Annotated in this window: 14 protein-coding genes; 12 read left to right on the top strand and 2 right to left on the bottom strand. The window is 54.7% G+C overall.

Features of this window, described 5'->3' with window-relative positions; all coding sequences use genetic code 11:
• Positions 1 to 101: 101 nt before the first annotated feature.
• The 5 genes from apbE (at position 102) to mgtE (ending at position 6,209) form a co-directional block, all read left to right on the top strand.
• A complete protein-coding gene (gene apbE / locus BZK42_RS06545; RefSeq protein WP_016153786.1) occupies positions 102 to 1,154 on the top strand; it encodes an FAD:protein FMN transferase ApbE in 1,053 nt (350 codons plus the stop codon).
• Positions 1,155 to 1,233: 79 nt separating this feature from the next.
• Positions 1,234 to 2,298, top strand: coding sequence for a bifunctional DNA-binding transcriptional regulator/O6-methylguanine-DNA methyltransferase Ada (gene ada / locus BZK42_RS06540; protein WP_080858924.1), 1,065 nt, complete (start codon positions 1,234 to 1,236; stop codon positions 2,296 to 2,298).
• Entirely contained in the window at positions 2,298 to 2,939 is a 642-nt protein-coding gene (gene alkB / locus BZK42_RS06535) for a DNA oxidative demethylase AlkB (RefSeq protein ID WP_080858923.1), read from the top strand. Before ada ends, alkB begins: the two co-directional genes overlap by 1 nt.
• Before the next feature lie 84 nt (positions 2,940 to 3,023).
• Positions 3,024 to 4,667, top strand: coding sequence for a multidrug ABC transporter permease/ATP-binding protein (locus tag BZK42_RS06530; protein ID WP_080858922.1), 1,644 nt, complete (start codon positions 3,024 to 3,026; stop codon positions 4,665 to 4,667).
• Between the two features lie 105 nt (positions 4,668 to 4,772).
• Entirely contained in the window at positions 4,773 to 6,209 is a 1,437-nt protein-coding gene (mgtE, locus tag BZK42_RS06525) for a magnesium transporter (protein ID WP_016153782.1), read from the top strand.
• Here mgtE and BZK42_RS06520 read toward each other — a convergent pair.
• Positions 6,172 to 7,419, bottom strand: coding sequence for a SulP family inorganic anion transporter (locus BZK42_RS06520; RefSeq protein WP_047359199.1), 1,248 nt, complete (start codon positions 7,417 to 7,419; stop codon positions 6,172 to 6,174). The two genes, mgtE and BZK42_RS06520, sit on opposite strands and share 38 nt — an antisense overlap.
• A 278-nt stretch (positions 7,420 to 7,697) precedes the next feature.
• Between BZK42_RS06520 and mqo the strand changes: the two genes are divergently transcribed.
• Complete coding sequence (gene mqo / locus BZK42_RS06515) at positions 7,698 to 9,359, top strand: malate dehydrogenase (quinone) (RefSeq protein WP_016153779.1); 1,662 nt, start codon at positions 7,698 to 7,700, stop codon at positions 9,357 to 9,359.
• Positions 9,360 to 9,406: 47 nt separating this feature from the next.
• Here the strand turns inward: mqo and eco are convergent, their stop codons facing one another.
• A complete protein-coding gene (gene eco / locus BZK42_RS06510) occupies positions 9,407 to 9,904 on the bottom strand; it encodes a serine protease inhibitor ecotin (protein WP_080858945.1) in 498 nt (165 codons plus the stop codon).
• A 413-nt stretch (positions 9,905 to 10,317) separates the two neighbouring features.
• On the opposite strand from eco, the gene napF reads away from it, so the two are divergent.
• From napF to napB, 6 genes are read left to right on the top strand one after another with little or no spacing between them, the layout of a single operon-like run.
• The gene (napF, locus tag BZK42_RS06505; RefSeq protein WP_080858921.1) at positions 10,318 to 10,809 is read left to right on the top strand and encodes a ferredoxin-type protein NapF; all 492 of its coding nucleotides are present in this window, start codon (positions 10,318 to 10,320) and stop codon (positions 10,807 to 10,809) included.
• Positions 10,799 to 11,062 (top strand): chaperone NapD, encoded by a 264-nt coding sequence (gene napD, locus BZK42_RS06500; protein ID WP_016153776.1) that lies wholly within the window; start codon positions 10,799 to 10,801, stop codon positions 11,060 to 11,062. Before napF ends, napD begins: the two co-directional genes overlap by 11 nt.
• Positions 11,059 to 13,545, top strand: a complete 2,487-nt coding sequence (gene napA, locus BZK42_RS06495) for a nitrate reductase catalytic subunit NapA (protein WP_016153775.1) — start codon at positions 11,059 to 11,061, stop codon at positions 13,543 to 13,545. The genes napD and napA overlap by 4 nt, the downstream gene beginning before the upstream one ends.
• Before the next feature lie 6 nt (positions 13,546 to 13,551).
• Positions 13,552 to 14,247, top strand: a complete 696-nt coding sequence (gene napG, locus BZK42_RS06490; protein ID WP_016153774.1) for a ferredoxin-type protein NapG — start codon at positions 13,552 to 13,554, stop codon at positions 14,245 to 14,247.
• Positions 14,234 to 15,097 carry a quinol dehydrogenase ferredoxin subunit NapH gene (gene napH, locus BZK42_RS06485; protein WP_080858920.1) on the top strand — a complete coding sequence of 288 codons (864 nt, stop codon included), beginning with the start codon at positions 14,234 to 14,236 and terminating at the stop codon, positions 15,095 to 15,097. Before napG ends, napH begins: the two co-directional genes overlap by 14 nt.
• The gene (gene napB / locus BZK42_RS06480; protein ID WP_016153772.1) at positions 15,094 to 15,543 is read left to right on the top strand and encodes a nitrate reductase cytochrome c-type subunit; all 450 of its coding nucleotides are present in this window, start codon (positions 15,094 to 15,096) and stop codon (positions 15,541 to 15,543) included. The genes napH and napB overlap by 4 nt, the downstream gene beginning before the upstream one ends.
• Positions 15,544 to 15,551: the final 8 nt, after the last annotated feature.

Raw genomic sequence — 15,551 nt, 5'->3', positions numbered from 1 at the left:
GTTAAAAGGCCCTGCGGGGCCTTTTTTAATGCCGTTTTTTCGTCGTACAAACAACGATTTTTGGTGTACTCTTGCGCCCGTTCGCATGAGGATAATTACGTATGGAAGTGAATTTCTATCGCGCAGCACTACTGGCTGTGACGATCTTTTTTGTCGGGTGCGATGAAGCCCCGAAACCTGCCCAGACCACACAACCTGCCACCGTTCTGGAAGGTAAAACCATGGGCACTTTCTGGCGGGTCAGTGCGGTGGGCGTAGATGCCAAACGCGCCGGGGAACTGCAGGCGAAGATCCAGGCTCAGCTGGATGCCGACGATCAGCTTCTCTCTACCTATAAAAATGATTCTGCGTTAATGCGCTTTAACCTGTCGAAAAGCCTGTCGCCATGGCCGGTTAATGATGCTATGGCCGATATCGTGACTTCGGCGTTACGCATTGGCGCAAAAACCGGTGGGGCCATGGATATTACCGTGGGTCCGTTGGTCAATCTGTGGGGCTTTGGCCCGGATCAGCAACCGGTGCATATTCCTACGCAGGCGCAAATTGACGCCGCAAAAGCGCAAACCGGGCTTTCACATCTGAAGGTTGTTAATGAGGCGCATCGGAACTACCTGCAAAAAGATTTGCCCGAGCTGTACGTGGATCTCTCGACCGTTGGCGAAGGTTATGCCGCCGATCATCTGGCACGATTAATGGAGCAGGAAGGGATCGCCCGTTATCTGGTATCCGTTGGTGGAGCATTGAACAGCCGCGGTATGAATGCAGACGGGCTTTCGTGGCGAGTCGCGATTCAGAAACCGACCGATCGCGAAAACGCGGTGCAGGCGATTGTCGACATTAACGGGCATGGCATTAGCACCTCCGGCAGCTACCGTAACTATTATGAGCTGGATGGTAAGCGCCTTTCCCATGTTATTGATCCGCAAACCGGTCGTCCGATTGAACACAACCTGGTGTCTGTAACGGTAATCGCACCAACGGCGCTGGAGGCTGACGGTTGGGATACCGGATTGATGGTTCTCGGCCCGGAAAAGGCCAAAGAGGTGGTGCGTCGTGAAGGACTCGCGGTCTATATGATTATAAAAGAGGGCGAGGGGTTTAAAACCTGGATGTCGCCGCAGTTTAAAAGCTTCCTGCTCAGCGAAAAAAATTAAAAAGCAAGATTGCGGGTTTTTGTATCCGGCTATGGGGACACACTGAGGCTAAGCGCTATGCTTAACAAAGGAGTCCATAATGAAAAATCGTATACGCATAACTGATGATGACCGCTGGCAGTCCGTTGTGGATCGTGACGCCGACGCTGACGGTCAGTTTGTTTTCGCCGTCCAGACTACCGGCATTTTCTGCCGTCCGTCCTGTCGGGCGAAACATGCGCTGCGCAAAAATGTCAGTTTCTTTGCCGATGCCCGGCAGGCGCTGGCCGCCGGTTTTCGTCCCTGTAAACGTTGTCAGCCGGATAAAGACAGCGCCCACCAGCATCGGCTGGAGAAAATAGCCCACGCCTACCAGTTACTGGAGCAGGAATCTCCCCTCACGCTGGACGAGCTGGCGCAGCAGGTGGCGATGAGCCCGTATCACTTACATCGCCTGTTCAAAGCCACAACGGGCATGACCCCCAAAGCGTGGCAGCAGTCCTGGCGCGCCCGCCGTCTGCGCGATGCGCTGGCGAAAGGCGTTCCGGTAACGCAGGCAATTCTCAACGCCGGATTTCCCGACAGCAGCAGCTACTACCGAAAAGCGGATCAGACGTTAGGCATGACCGCAAAGCAATTTCGTAAAGGTGGTGACAACGTTTCTGTACGCTATACCCTGGCAGATTGCACTCTGGGTCGCTGTCTGGTGGCGGAAAGCGAACGTGGTATCTGCGCGATCTTACTAGGTGATGATGACGCTACGTTGGTTGCGGATCTGCATGAGCTGTTTCCGGCCGCTCAGGATGTGCCAGCAGATACCGATTTTCAGCAGCGCGTGCGCGAAGTGATCGCCGCAATCAATGCGCGTGACGCGCCGTTATCGCTGCCGCTGGATATCCGGGGAACCGCATTTCAGCAGCAGGTGTGGCAGGCGTTGCGCGCAATTCCGTGCGGCGAAACGATGAGCTACCAGCAACTGGCCAGCGCCATTGGCAAACCGAAGGCGGTGCGTGCGGTGGCCAGCGCCTGTGGGGCGAATAAACTGGCAATCGTCATCCCGTGTCACCGGGTGATCCGCGGCGATGGCGCGCTTTCTGGCTACCGGTGGGGCATTGCGCGCAAAGCACAGTTACTGCAACGTGAAACGACTGGCGAGGAAACATAATGCTCGATCTCTTTGCGGATGCGAAACCCTGGCAGGAGCCGCTGGCGTCAGGCGCGGTTATTCTGCGACGCTTCGCTTTTGACTGCGCACCGTCTCTGCTGCAGGCGATAGCGGCTATCGCCAGACAGTCGCCGTTTCGCCAGATGGTGACGCCCGGCGGCTACACGATGTCGGTGGCAATGACCAACTGCGGTCGTCTGGGCTGGACGACCGATCAACATGGTTACCTTTATTCTCCTTTTGATCCGCTAACCGGCGCGCACTGGCCGCCGCTGCCGGATGCATTCGCTGACCTGTGCCAACAGGCAGCGACGGCGGCGGACTATGCTGATTTTCAACCCGATGCTTGTCTGATTAACCGCTACACGCCAGGGGCAAAACTGTCCTTACATCAGGATAAAGACGAACCCGACCTGCGGGCGCCAATTGTCTCGGTGTCGCTAGGATTGCCGGCCATCTTTCAATTTGGCGGCTTGCGCCGTAATGACCCCTTAAAGCGTTTGCTGCTGGAACATGGCGATGTGGTGGTGTGGGGCGGTACTTCGCGGCTGTTTTATCATGGGATCCAGCCGCTTAAGACGGGGTATCATCCGTTGACCGGAGACTGTCGCTACAATCTGACGTTTCGTCAGGCGGGTTAAAAAGAATAAAAATAAGAATTATTATTGCTGTCAGCGAAGAGATGTTTAAACTGCGGGCTGTTATTACTTGTCCGGGTTGTTCGCATGGAACTTTTACTTCTTGTCTGGCGGCAGTATCGCTGGCCATTTATCAGCGTCATGGCGCTCAGCCTCGCCAGCGCCGCGTTGGGGATTGGGCTGATTGCGTTTATCAACCAGCGTCTGATTGAAACGGTCGACACCACGCTGATGGTGCTGCCGGAGTTTCTTGGCCTGTTGCTGCTATTGATGGTTGTCACTCTCGGCTCTCAGCTGGCGTTGACCACGCTCGGCCACCACTTTGTCTACCGTCTGCGTAGCGAATTTATCAAACGTATTCTGGATACCCACGTCGAGCGTATTGAACAGCTTGGCAGCGCCTCGTTGCTGGCCGGTTTAACCAGCGATATTCGTAACATCACCATCGCCTTTGTTCGTCTGCCTGAGCTGGTGCAGGGGATTATCCTGACCATCGGATCGGCGGCGTATCTGGCGATGCTGTCGACCAAAATGCTGCTGGTGACGGCTATCTGGATGGCAATCACCATCTGGGGGGGATTTGTGCTGGTGGCGCGGGTGTATAAGCACATGGCTACCCTGCGCGAAACAGAAGACAAGTTGTACAACGATTATCAGACGGTGCTGGAAGGGCGCAAAGAGCTGACGCTCAACCGCGAGCGCGCCGAGCATATCTTTAATCAGATGTACGTCCCGGATGCCAAAGAGTACCGTCACCATATTATTCGCGCCGATACCTTCCACCTGAGCGCGGTCAACTGGTCAAACATTATGATGCTGGGCGCCATTGGTCTGGTGTTCTGGATGGCAAATAGTCTGGGCTGGGCGGATACCGCCGTGGCGGCGACTTACTCACTGACGCTGTTATTCCTGCGTACACCGCTGCTCTCTGCCGTTGGCGCGCTACCAACCCTGCTCACTGCGCAGGTGGCTTTCAACAAGCTGAATAAATTCGCACTGGCACCTTTTAAGGCCGAATTCCCGCGCCCAACCGCTTTTCCAAACTGGCAAACGCTGGAACTGCGTAACGTGGTTTTCCACTATCAGGATAATGCCTTTTCCGTAGGGCCGGTCAATCTGACGATTCATCGCGGTGAACTGATCTTCCTGATTGGCGGCAACGGCAGCGGGAAATCTACGCTGGCGATGTTACTGACTGGGCTATACCAGCCGCAGTCAGGTGAAATTTTGCTTGATGGTAAGGCCGTGGCTGTTGAAAAGCCGGAAGATTATCGCAAGCTGTTCTCCGCCGTGTTTACCGACGTCTGGCTGTTCGACCAACTGCTGGGGCCGGAAGGTAAAGAAGCCAATCCGCAGCTGGTAGCGAAGTGGCTGGAACATCTGAAGATGGGTCACAAGCTGGAGATGAATGATGGTCGCATCCTCAATCTGAAGCTGTCGAAAGGGCAGAAGAAACGCGTGGCGCTGCTGCTGGCTCTGGCGGAGGAGCGCGACATCATTCTGCTGGATGAATGGGCTGCCGATCAGGATCCCCATTTCCGTCGTGAGTTCTATCAGGTCCTGTTACCGCTGATGCAAGAAATGGGTAAAACTATCTTCGCCATTAGCCATGACGATCACTATTTTATTCACGCCGATCGTCTGCTGGAAATGCGTAACGGACAGTTGAGTGAACTGCTGGGCGATGAGCGTGATGCCGCCTCGCGTGACGCGGTGGCTCGCACCGCATGATCCCACATGCCGCCGGTTTTTTATCCACCCGGCGGCACTGTTTATTGTTATTTACATAAATCGGCATCATGATTAATGATATTTCATATCATGGATTTATGATTAATGCCTGTAACAAACAAAAACAGCGCCAGACTGCGTGATGAAGAGCGTGCGCGTCTTATCTGGCTGCTGACCACTGATAAAGCCGTTGTTTCAACGCTATTGGGCAAGCTTACCCTGGCTGAGCAATATGACGTCGGCACGTTAGCCGACGATATTGCTGAGGTAGGGGCGCTGGTCGCCCACCTGCCGCCGCCCGATTTGGCGGATACCCTTGAAGCATTACCTTCTGAAGAGCGTCACGCCCTGTGGCGACTGGTCGAAAGTGAAAAGCGCGGTAACGTCCTGCTTGAGGCGTCTGAAAACGTCTGGGACGACCTGATCGATGAGATGAGCGACCGTGAGCTGCTGGATGCGTTGCAATACCTTGATATCGACGAACAGATTTATCTGGTTCAGCATCTCCCTCGTAACCTCACGGGTCGACTGCTGGCGACGTTACCGGCCGAGGAGCGGGCGCGCGTCCGCCAGGTGCTGCACTACGAGAAGAATCGCGTCGGTGCGATTATGGAGTTCGAAGTTATCACCGTGCGTCCGGACGTGACGCTGGAAGTGGTGCAACGCTACCTGCGGCGGCTGGGAAAAATGCCGGAGAACACCGATAAACTCTTCGTGACCGACCGCAATAAAGTGCTGGTCGGGGAACTGACGCTCACCTGTATTCTGCTCAATGACGTGCAGCGAAAAGTCAGCGAGGTGATGGAAGATGATCCGCTCACCTTTTCTCCGGAAGATATCGCCGAACACGCCGCGCGAACCTTTGAACGTGACGACCTGGTCAGTGCCGCGGTCGTTGACTCTTCAGGTAAACTGATGGGCCGTTTAACCATCGATGAGATCGTCGATGTGGTCTATGAAGAAACCGATACCGATCTGCGTCGAATGGGCGGCTTAAGCGCCGGAGAGGATGTGTTTGCCCCCGTCACGAAAGCGGTAAAAACCCGCTGGGCGTGGTTGGCCGTTAACCTTTGTACCGCCTTTATCGCTTCGCGAGTGATCGACGGCTTTGAACATACAATTTCGCAACTGGTCGCGCTGGCCTCGCTGATGCCGATTGTGGCGGGGATCGGCGGCAACACCGGGAATCAAACCATCACCATGATTGTTCGCGCGCTGGCGCTACAAAATATTCAGCCGGGAAACCTGACGTTTTTGATCCTGCGCGAAATGGGCGTGGCGTTGATTAATGGCCTCGTGTGGGGCGGAATTATGGGCGGCATTACCTGGTGGCTGTACGATGACATGGCGCTCGGCGGCGTGATGACCCTGGCGATGATGCTCAATTTGCTGATGGCGGCGTTGATGGGCGTTATTATTCCGATGACGATGGTGAAGCTCGGGCGCGACCCGGCGGTCGGCTCGAGCGTCATGATTACGGCAATCACCGATACCGGTGGTTTCTTTATTTTTCTCGGTCTGGCAACGCTGTTTCTGATGTAGCCGCACGTTTGCCTCTGACGATACGCGGCAGAATGAGCATCGTCATCACCCCGGCAACCACGCCAAGCGCCAGGTTGCCGGTTGACACCGTTGCCGCGACGGTCATCAGCATCACCAGCGTTTCAGTAACGGGGAGTTGCCGCAGCGTAGCGGGCTGGATGCTGTGCCAACTGAAGGTTTTCACCGCCACAATCACCATAATTCCCGCCAGCACCGACATGGGGATTTTCGCCATTACTTCGCTTAACGCAGTGACCAGCAACAACAGCACCAGCCCGGCGGCGACCGTCGAGACGCGGCTGCGTCCTTTGCCCATCTCGACGTTAACGATGGTTTGACCAATCATCGCACACCCGGCGATGCCGCCATAAAAACCGGCCAGAATATTGGCTATCCCCAGCCCGGCGCTCTCGCGATTCTTATTCGACGGCGTAACCGTCAGGTCATCCACCAGACGGGCGGTTAACAGCGACTCCATTAATCCGACAAAAGCGATGCTCAGCGCGCAGGGCCAGATAATCGCCAGCGTTTGCAGGTTGAGCGGTACCAATAACTGCGTGAATCCCGGCAGGCCGCCGCGCATTGAACCTTCGTCACCGACGGTCGGTAATAGTTGTCCGCTGGTGACAGTGAACACCGTCAGCAGCACGATGGCGATAAGCGGCGCGGGGATCGCTTTAATAAACCGCGGAACCCACAGCACAATCAGCAGGGTCAGGACAAACAGCCCCCAGATTAGCGGGCTTTTACCCCAGAAATGCGGGACTTGGGCAAAGAAAATCAAAATACCCAGCGCGTTCACAAAACCGGTCATGACGGCTGTAGGAATGAATCGCATTAGACGCGCCATCCCCAATACGCCAAACAGGATCTGAATAATCCCGGCCAGCACCACCGCAGGCAGGATGTACTGGACGCCGTGTTGATGCACCATCGGGCCAATCACCAGCGCGACCGATCCTGCCGCTGCGGTAACCATTGCCGGACGGCCACCTAAAAATGACATTGCCAGGCACAGTACGACTGAGGCTATCAGGCTGACTTTAGGATCGACGCCGGCGATAACGGAAAAAGAGATCACTTCCGGGATCAGCGCCAGGGCGGTTACCACACCGGCCAGCGTTTCGCGAACCAGTAAACGGGGTTGGCGCAGCACTGCGCGCGTCGCGTGCTCCGCTACTGCGACAGAGGAGGGTTGAGTGGCAGACATCGTTACTCTTAGGTCAAAAATGGCCCGATACAGCAGACCGACAGGCATCCGTGCGGTGAATAGCAAAGCGCAGCATAGTACCTGTCTGACGGACCGGTTTCCAGAAATGATTGTCAATAACCGTATAAACTATCAACGTATTAATAACATTTTTAAAAATTAAATATAATTTATAAACAATATTTAAATATTTTTACTTAAGTGTTACCGTTGATGCCGCTCGATTTTCACCTGCATTAAAAGCAAAAAAGCGATACTAAAAGTAAGGCATTAACATTATGAAAAAAGTGACTGCCATGCTCTTCACCATGGCCGTTGGGCTGAATGTTGTCTCGATGGCGGCAAAAGCGAAAGCGGCGGAAGAGCAGGAAACGGATGTACTGTTGATTGGCGGCGGCATCATGAGCGCCACGCTGGGAACCTATTTACAGGAGCTGGAACCGCAATGGTCAATGACCATGGTTGAGCGACTGGATGGTGTAGCGCAGGAAAGCTCAAACGGCTGGAATAACGCCGGAACAGGCCACTCCGCACTGATGGAGCTGAACTACACGCCTAAAAAGGCCGACGGTAGCATCAGCATTGAAAAGGCAGTCGAAATCAACGAAGCCTTCCAGATCTCCCGCCAGTTTTGGGCCTATCAGGTCAATAATGGCGTAATGCATGAACCACGCTCATTTATCACCACCGTTCCGCACATGAGTTTTGTCTGGGGTGACGAGAACGTGAACTTCCTGCGTGCCCGTTACACCGCACTGCAGCAGAGCACGTTATTCCGTGGCATGCGTTATTCCGAAGATCATGCGCAGATTAAAGAGTGGGCGCCGCTGGTCATGGAAGGCCGCGATCCGAAGCAGAAAGTCGCGGCAACGCGTACCGAGATTGGTACTGACGTAAACTACGGCGAAATCACGCGCCAGCTGATTGCCTCGTTGCAGAAAAAGCCCAACTTTGCGCTGCAGCTGAGTACCGAAGTGCGTGGCTTTAAACGCAATGCCGACAATAGCTGGACCGTCACGGTCGCCGATCTGAAAAATAACGAAGCGGAACACGATATCAAGGCGAAGTTTGTCTTTATCGGTGCCGGTGGCGCTGCGCTGAAGCTGTTGCAGGAAACCGACATTCCGGAAGCGAAAGGTTATGCCGGATTCCCGGTTGGCGGGCAGTTCCTGGTTGCGGATAATCCGGACGTGGTGAATCGCCACCTGGCGAAAGTGTACGGCCAGGCCTCCGTTGGCGCGCCGCCGATGTCCGTGCCGCACATCGATACCCGTATCCTTGATGGCAAACGCGTCGTGCTGTTTGGGCCATTCGCGACATTCTCCACCAAGTTCCTGAAAAACGGTTCATTGTGGGATCTGCTCAGCTCGACCACCACCTCGAACTTTATGCCGATGGTCAACGTGGGTCTGGATAACTTCGATCTGGTGAAATATCTGGTAAGCCAGGTGATGCTCAGCGATGACGACCGTTTTGCCGCGCTGCAAGAGTACTATCCGCAGGCGAAAAAAGAAGACTGGCGTTTATGGCAGGCGGGCCAGCGTGTGCAGATCATTAAAAGTGATGCGGAGAAGGGCGGTGTGCTGCGTCTGGGTACCGAAGTCGTCAGCGATAAAGAGGGCACCATTGCCGCGCTGCTGGGCGCTTCTCCGGGTGCATCAACCGCGGCGCCGATTATGCTGCATCTGATGGAAAAAGTGTTTAAAGATAAAGTGGCCAGCCCTGAGTGGCAGGCGAAACTGAAAACCATTATTCCGTCTTATGGTACCAAGCTGAACGGTAACGTTGAAGCTACGGAACAAGAGCTGCAATACACCAGTGACGTTCTGGGGCTGAAATATGACAAGCCGCAGGCTGCTGATGAAGCGCCGAAACCTCAGCTGAAACCTCAGGCACAACCGCAGCCTGAGCAGAAAGCTGTAGCGGATATCGCACTGTAAATAAAATGCCGGATAAGGCGGTACGCCGCCCTCCGGCACATTCTCACTTATCGTGCGACTGCGTCCTGAATCTTCTCTTCCGCTTTCCAGATACGGTATTTCACTTCCACGTTCTCCGGCGTATAGACCACAATCGGTAACTTGCTGTTGTAGCGCAGCATGCCGTCATCACCCAGATACGCGGTAATAAATTTCTTCTCTTTCTTACCGTCCGGGCAGGCCATCATGGTTGAAACCGGAGACGTCACTTTGTCGAAGACATAGTAGTCATATCCCCAACCTTCCAGCGTTTTGCTGTCCAGTTCTCCGCCCAGGCGGTGTTGGTTGCAGTCAACTTCCAGCGTTTGTCCGATTAGCAGTTCTACTTTCAGAGTAGATTCATCTTTCTCAGGAGTAAGCTGGATAACCTGGCGCTTCATACCCTTTTCCGCCTTAGGATAAGGGGCGATTTTTTCCAGCGGCTGAGTGCCGGCATCGTTACTGGCAGCCCATGCAGAGGCGCTGGCAAAGGCGGCGAAAAGTACGGCAGGGACAATTGTTTTCATCTTATTGTTCACAGTGTTTCCTTTCTTCTGTCTTATGAACGAGTCTGGGGCAGGTTAACATATTTACATAATCGATTAATCTGGATTTACTTATATTTTAAGTGTATTTGGTAGAGGTCTGCTTTCAGGGTAGCGATATATTCTAAGAATAATCTTAATTATAAGATCATTCTCTTTTTGAGTTTTTCGTTATATACGGTTTTATATAACTCATTGAAATGTGAGCAAAAGCGCATTTTTTCCCGCCAACTCAACACTCCTTTGATCCGGCAACAGCATTTACCCCGATTGGGGTATGCACCTCTAACACATCCTGAAATATCTTACGACTAAAAATAACTACTCATAAATAGTGCAGTTTTTTATGTCGTTCAACCCGCCAGGGAAGGGCGTCATTATGGAAGGACAATGTCATGGTTGATTTATCCCGTCGAGGCATGTTGACAGGCAGTTGGCGAAACGCCAACTCAGGGATCCGTCCGCCCTGGAGCAATGAAGACTCTCACTTTCTGGCCCATTGCCTTCGTTGTGACGCCTGCATCCAGGCGTGTGAAACCGACATCCTGCAGCGAGGCCAGGGCGGTTACCCGAGCGTAAATTTCAAACACGGCGAGTGTAGCTTTTGCTATGCCTGCGCAGAGGCCTGTTCTGAATCCCTTTTTCTTCCGCGCCACACCAGGGCATGGGATCTGAATTTTACGATTGGGGAAAACTGTCTCGCACATCAGTCCGTTGAATGTCATCGCTGTCAGGATAGCTGTGAACCCATGGCTATAACCTTTCGTCCCACGCTGTCCGGCATTTATCAGCCGCAGCTCGACAATCAGGACTGTAACGGATGTGGCGCATGTGTCGCTATCTGCCCGGTATCAGCCATTAACGCGGAGTACAACCATGGACAATAACTGGCAGGTCTGCAGCCTGGTCGTTCAGGCCAAAAGTCAGCATATCAATGATATCGCCACGCAGTTGCGTTCGTTCCCAGGTTGCGAAGTTGCACTCAGCGATGTGGAAAGCGGTCAACTGATCGTGGTGGTGGAAGCTGAGCACAGCGAAACGTTAATGAAAACTATTGAGTCAGTGCGCAACGTTGCGGGCGTGCTGGCGGTGTCGCTGGTTTATCACCAGCAGGATGAGCAAGGTGAGGAAACACCATGAAACTCAGTCGTCGTAGCTTTATGAAAGCTAACGCCGTTGCGGCCGCTGCGGCGGCTGCCGGGTTAAGCGTGCCGGGCGTAGCCCGTGCGGTAGTCGGTCAGCAAGAAGCCATCAAATGGGACAAAGCCCCGTGCCGTTTTTGCGGGACGGGCTGTGGCGTATTGGTCGGGACGCAGCAAGGGCGTGTTGTGGCATGCCAGGGCGATCCGGATGCGCCGGTTAACCGTGGGCTTAACTGCATCAAAGGTTACTTCCTGCCGAAAATCATGTACGGAAAAGACCGTTTAACGCAGCCGATGCTGCGCATGAAGGACGGTAAGTATCACAAAGAAGGCGAGTTCACCCCGATTAGCTGGGATCAGGCCTTTGACGTGATGGAAGAGAAATTCAAAACGTCCCTGAAAGAGAAAGGCCCGGAGTCTATCGGTATGTTCGGCTCGGGTCAGTGGACGATTTGGGAAGGTTATGCCGCTGCCAAATTGTTTAAAGCGGGTTTTCGTTCGAATAACATCGACCCGAACGCGCGTCACTGCATGGCGTCAGCGGTAGTCGGCTTTATGCGTACCTTCGGTATGGATGAACCGATGGGCTGCTATGACGATATCGAGCATGCAGATGCTTTCGTCCTGTGGGGCGCGAATATGGCGGAGATGCACCCGATCCTGTGGTCGCGCATCACCAACCGTCGTCTGTCTGATCCCAATGTTAATGTCGCGGTGCTCTCCACCTTCCAGCACCGCAGCTTTGAGCTGGCGGATAACGGCATGGTCTTCACGCCGCAAACCGATCTGGTGATCCTCAACTACATCGCTAACTACATCATTCAAAACAATGCGATCAACCAGGATTTCTTTAGCAAGCACGTTAATCTGCGTAAAGGCGTGACGGACATCGGCTACGGTCTGCGTCCAACCCATCCGCTGGAAAAAGCGGCGAAAAACCCGGGATCCGATGCCTCTGAGCCGATGAGCTTTGAGGACTACAAAGCCTTTGTTGCCGAGTACACGCTGGATAAAACCGCCGAAATGACCGGCGTACCGAAAGATCAGCTGGAACAGCTGGCGCAGCTGTATGCCGATCCGAAGAAAAAAGTCATCTCCTACTGGACGATGGGCTTCAACCAGCATACCCGCGGCGTGTGGGCCAACAACCTGGTCTATAACCTGCACCTGTTGACCGGTAAAATCTCCCAGCCAGGCTGCGGTCCGTTCTCTTTGACCGGTCAGCCTTCCGCCTGCGGTACCGCGCGTGAAGTCGGTACGTTCTCCCACCGTCTGCCTGCGGACATGGTGGTTACGAACGAAAAACACCGCGATATCTGCGAGAAGCACTGGAATATTCCGGCGGGGACCATTCCGGCAAAAATCGGTCTGCATGCCGTGGCGCAAGACCGTGCGCTGAAAGATGGCAAGCTCAATGTCTACTGGGCGATGTGTACCAACAACATGCAGGCCGGTCCGAACATCAACGAAGAGCGTATGCCGGGCTGGCGCGATCCGCGCAACTTCATCATCGTCTCCGATCCGTACCCGACGGTTAGCGCTCTGTCGGCCGACCTGATCCTGCCGACCGCGATGTGGGTAGAGAAAGAAGGTGCTTACGGTAACGCGGAACGCCGTACACAGTTCTGGCGTCAGCAGATTAAAGCGCCGGGTGAATCGAAATCGGATCTGTGGCAACTGGTGCAGTTCTCTCGTCGCTTCAAAACAGAAGAAGTGTGGCCGGAAGCGCTGTTGGCGCAGAAACCGGAACTGCGCGGCAAAACGCTGTATGACGTCCTGTTTGCCACGCCTGCAGTGACGAAATTCCCGGTGGCTGAACTGGCTGAAGATCAGCTGAACGATGAATCCCGCGAGCTGGGCTTCTATCTGCAAAAAGGACTGTTCGAAGAGTACGCCTGGTTTGGTCGCGGTCACGGGCATGACCTTGCGCCATTTGACGATTACCACAAAGCGCGCGGTTTACGCTGGCCGGTCGTAGAGGGCAAAGAGACCCAGTGGCGCTACAGCGAAGGCAACGACCCTTACGTGAAAGCGGGTGAAAGCTACAAGTTCTACGGTAAGCCGGACGGCAAAGCGGTCATCTTCGCGCTGCCATTTGAACCTGCCGCAGAAGCGCCGGATAAAGAGTACGACCTGTGGCTGTCTACCGGACGTGTGCTGGAGCACTGGCATACCGGCAGCATGACGCGTCGCGTACCTGAGCTGCACCGTGCTTTCCCGGAAGCTGTGCTGTTTATCCATCCGCTGGATGCAAAAGCACGCGATCTGCGCCGTGGCGACAAAGTCAAAGTGGTTTCCCGTCGTGGTGAAGTTATCTCGATAGTTGAAACGCGCGGGCGTAACCGTCCACCGCAGGGGCTGGTCTACATGCCGTTCTTCGACGCCGCACAGCTGGTGAACAACCTGACTCTGGATGCGACGGATCCGCTCTCCAAAGAGACGGATTTCAAGAAGTGCGCTGTGAAACTGGCGAAGGTGTAACGCGTTATGTCCCGGTCAGCAAAACCCCAAAATGGCCGCCGCCGCTTTCTGCGCGATATGGTTCGCGCAGCGGGCGGACTGGCCGTCGTTGGCGTGGCGCTGGGGTTGCAACAGCAAACCGCACGTGCAACCGGCGTGCGGCTGCGCCCGCCAGGCGCACTGAGCGAGGAGGCATTCGCCAGTGCCTGCGTGCGCTGTGGTCAGTGCGTTCAGGCCTGCCCGTATGACACGCTGAAGCTGGCGACGCTGGCCTCAGGGCTGGCTGCTGGTACGCCGTATTTTGTCGCGCGTGATATTCCCTGCGAAATGTGTGAAGACATTCCGTGCGCCAAAGTTTGCCCCAGCGGTGCGTTGGACAGGGACATTGAATCTATTGACGATTCACGCATGGGGCTGGCGGTACTGCTGGATCACGAAAACTGCCTCAACTATCAGGGATTACGCTGCGACGTTTGCTATCGCGAATGCCCGAAAATCGATGAGGCTATCACCCTGGAGCTGGACCGCAACATGCGTACCGGCAAGCATGCGCGGTTTATTCCGACCGTACACAGCGACGCCTGTACCGGCTGCGGGAAATGCGAAAAAGTCTGCGTCCTGGAGCAGCCAGCAATAAAAGTGCTGCCCCTGTCGCTGGCGAAAGGGGAGTTAGGACACCATTACCGCTTCGGTTGGCTGGAGGGGAACAATGGCAAATCGTAAACGTGACGCCGGGCGTGAAGCGCAGGCAAAAAAAGGATGGTGGAAGAGTCATCGCTGGCTGGTGCTGCGTCGTCTGAGCCAGTTTCTGATACTGGCGATGTTCCTTAGCGGCCCGTGGCTTGGCGTCTGGATCCTGCATGGCAATTACAGTAGCAGCCTGTTGCTGGACTCCATCCCGTTCACCGATCCGCTGATTACCCTGCAAAGCCTGGCCAGCGGACACCTGCCGGCGACGGTTGCGTTAATGGGGGCGGTCATCATCACGGTGCTGTATGCCCTGGCGGGTAAGCGACTGTTTTGCAGTTGGGTTTGTCCCATGAACCCTGTCACCGATTTAGCCAGTTGGTTGCGCAGAAGGTTTGACCTGAATCAGTCTGCAACCCTGCCGCGCCATATACGGTACGTCCTGCTGGTGGTTATCCTGGTCGGTTCCGCGCTGACCGGTACGCTGCTGTGGGAGTGGATAAACCCAGTCTCTTTGCTCGGACGGAGCCTGGTCATGGGATTTGGCAGCGGGGCGCTGCTGATCCTCGCGCTGTTTTTATTTGATCTACTGGTCGTTGAGCATGGCTGGTGCGGGCATCTTTGCCCACTGGGTGCGCTGTATAGCGTGGTGGGGAGTAAAGGTGCATTAACCGTTTCGGCAAAAGAACGTAACAGATGTAACCGCTGTATGGATTGTTTTCATGTTTGCCCGGAACCGCATGTGCTACGTGCGCCGGTGCTGGATGAGCAAAGTCCGGTGCAGGTAACCAGCCGCGATTGCATGGCCTGCGGTCGCTGCGTGGATGTCTGTTCTGAGGATGTTTTTACAATAACAACACGATGGAGTTCGGGAGCGAAATCATGAAAAGCCATGACCTGATTAAAGCGCTGAGTCAATGGACGGCTGCGCTGGCCCTGGTAGTCAGTGGGGCCGTTTGGGCTGCAAACGGAGTGGATCTGAGTCAGTCACCGGAAGTCTCAGGGACACAAGAAGGGGCGATTCGCATGCCGAAAGAGCAAGTGCGTATGCCGCTGAACTATGTGAATCAGCCGCCGATGGTTCCGCACAGCGTTGAAGGGTATCAGGTGACGACTAACACTAACCGCTGCCTGCAATGTCACGGTGTGGAAAGCTATCGCACCACCGGTGCGCCACGTATCAGTCCGACGCACTTTATGGACAGCGACGGTAAGGTATTGGCTGAAGTCGCGCCGCGTCGTTATTTCTGCCTGCAATGTCACGTACCGCAGGCTGATGCCGCGCCGATTGTTGAAAATACCTTCACCCCCTCGAAAGGTTACGGGAAATAAGAGGTCAT

It is taken from the genome of Citrobacter braakii, from assembly GCF_002075345.1.
GTDB classification, from domain to species: domain Bacteria; phylum Pseudomonadota; class Gammaproteobacteria; order Enterobacterales; family Enterobacteriaceae; genus Citrobacter; species Citrobacter braakii.
The sequence above is the reverse complement of the archived record's forward strand: the minus strand, read 5'-3'. Positions and strand labels throughout refer to the sequence as shown.

Excerpts from the sequence above, each read along its gene's own strand:
- napA (WP_016153775.1), top strand. The coding sequence starts at position 11,059 with ATGAAACTCAGTCGTCGTAGCTTTATGAAAGCTAACGCCGTTGCGGCC.
- apbE (WP_016153786.1), top strand. The coding sequence starts at position 102 with ATGGAAGTGAATTTCTATCGCGCAGCACTACTGGCTGTGACGATCTTT.
- napD (WP_016153776.1), top strand. The coding sequence starts at position 10,799 with ATGGACAATAACTGGCAGGTCTGCAGCCTGGTCGTTCAGGCCAAAAGT.
- BZK42_RS06520 (WP_047359199.1), bottom strand. The coding sequence starts at position 7,419 with ATGTCTGCCACTCAACCCTCCTCTGTCGCAGTAGCGGAGCACGCGACG.
- ada (WP_080858924.1), top strand. The coding sequence starts at position 1,234 with ATGAAAAATCGTATACGCATAACTGATGATGACCGCTGGCAGTCCGTT.
- alkB (WP_080858923.1), top strand. The coding sequence starts at position 2,298 with ATGCTCGATCTCTTTGCGGATGCGAAACCCTGGCAGGAGCCGCTGGCG.
- eco (WP_080858945.1), bottom strand. The coding sequence starts at position 9,904 with ATGAAAACAATTGTCCCTGCCGTACTTTTCGCCGCCTTTGCCAGCGCC.
- mqo (WP_016153779.1), top strand. The coding sequence starts at position 7,698 with ATGAAAAAAGTGACTGCCATGCTCTTCACCATGGCCGTTGGGCTGAAT.
- napF (WP_080858921.1), top strand. The coding sequence starts at position 10,318 with ATGGTTGATTTATCCCGTCGAGGCATGTTGACAGGCAGTTGGCGAAAC.
- BZK42_RS06530 (WP_080858922.1), top strand. The coding sequence starts at position 3,024 with ATGGAACTTTTACTTCTTGTCTGGCGGCAGTATCGCTGGCCATTTATC.
- napG (WP_016153774.1), top strand. The coding sequence starts at position 13,552 with ATGTCCCGGTCAGCAAAACCCCAAAATGGCCGCCGCCGCTTTCTGCGC.
- napH (WP_080858920.1), top strand. The coding sequence starts at position 14,234 with ATGGCAAATCGTAAACGTGACGCCGGGCGTGAAGCGCAGGCAAAAAAA.
- napB (WP_016153772.1), top strand. The coding sequence starts at position 15,094 with ATGAAAAGCCATGACCTGATTAAAGCGCTGAGTCAATGGACGGCTGCG.
- mgtE (WP_016153782.1), top strand. The coding sequence starts at position 4,773 with ATGCCTGTAACAAACAAAAACAGCGCCAGACTGCGTGATGAAGAGCGT.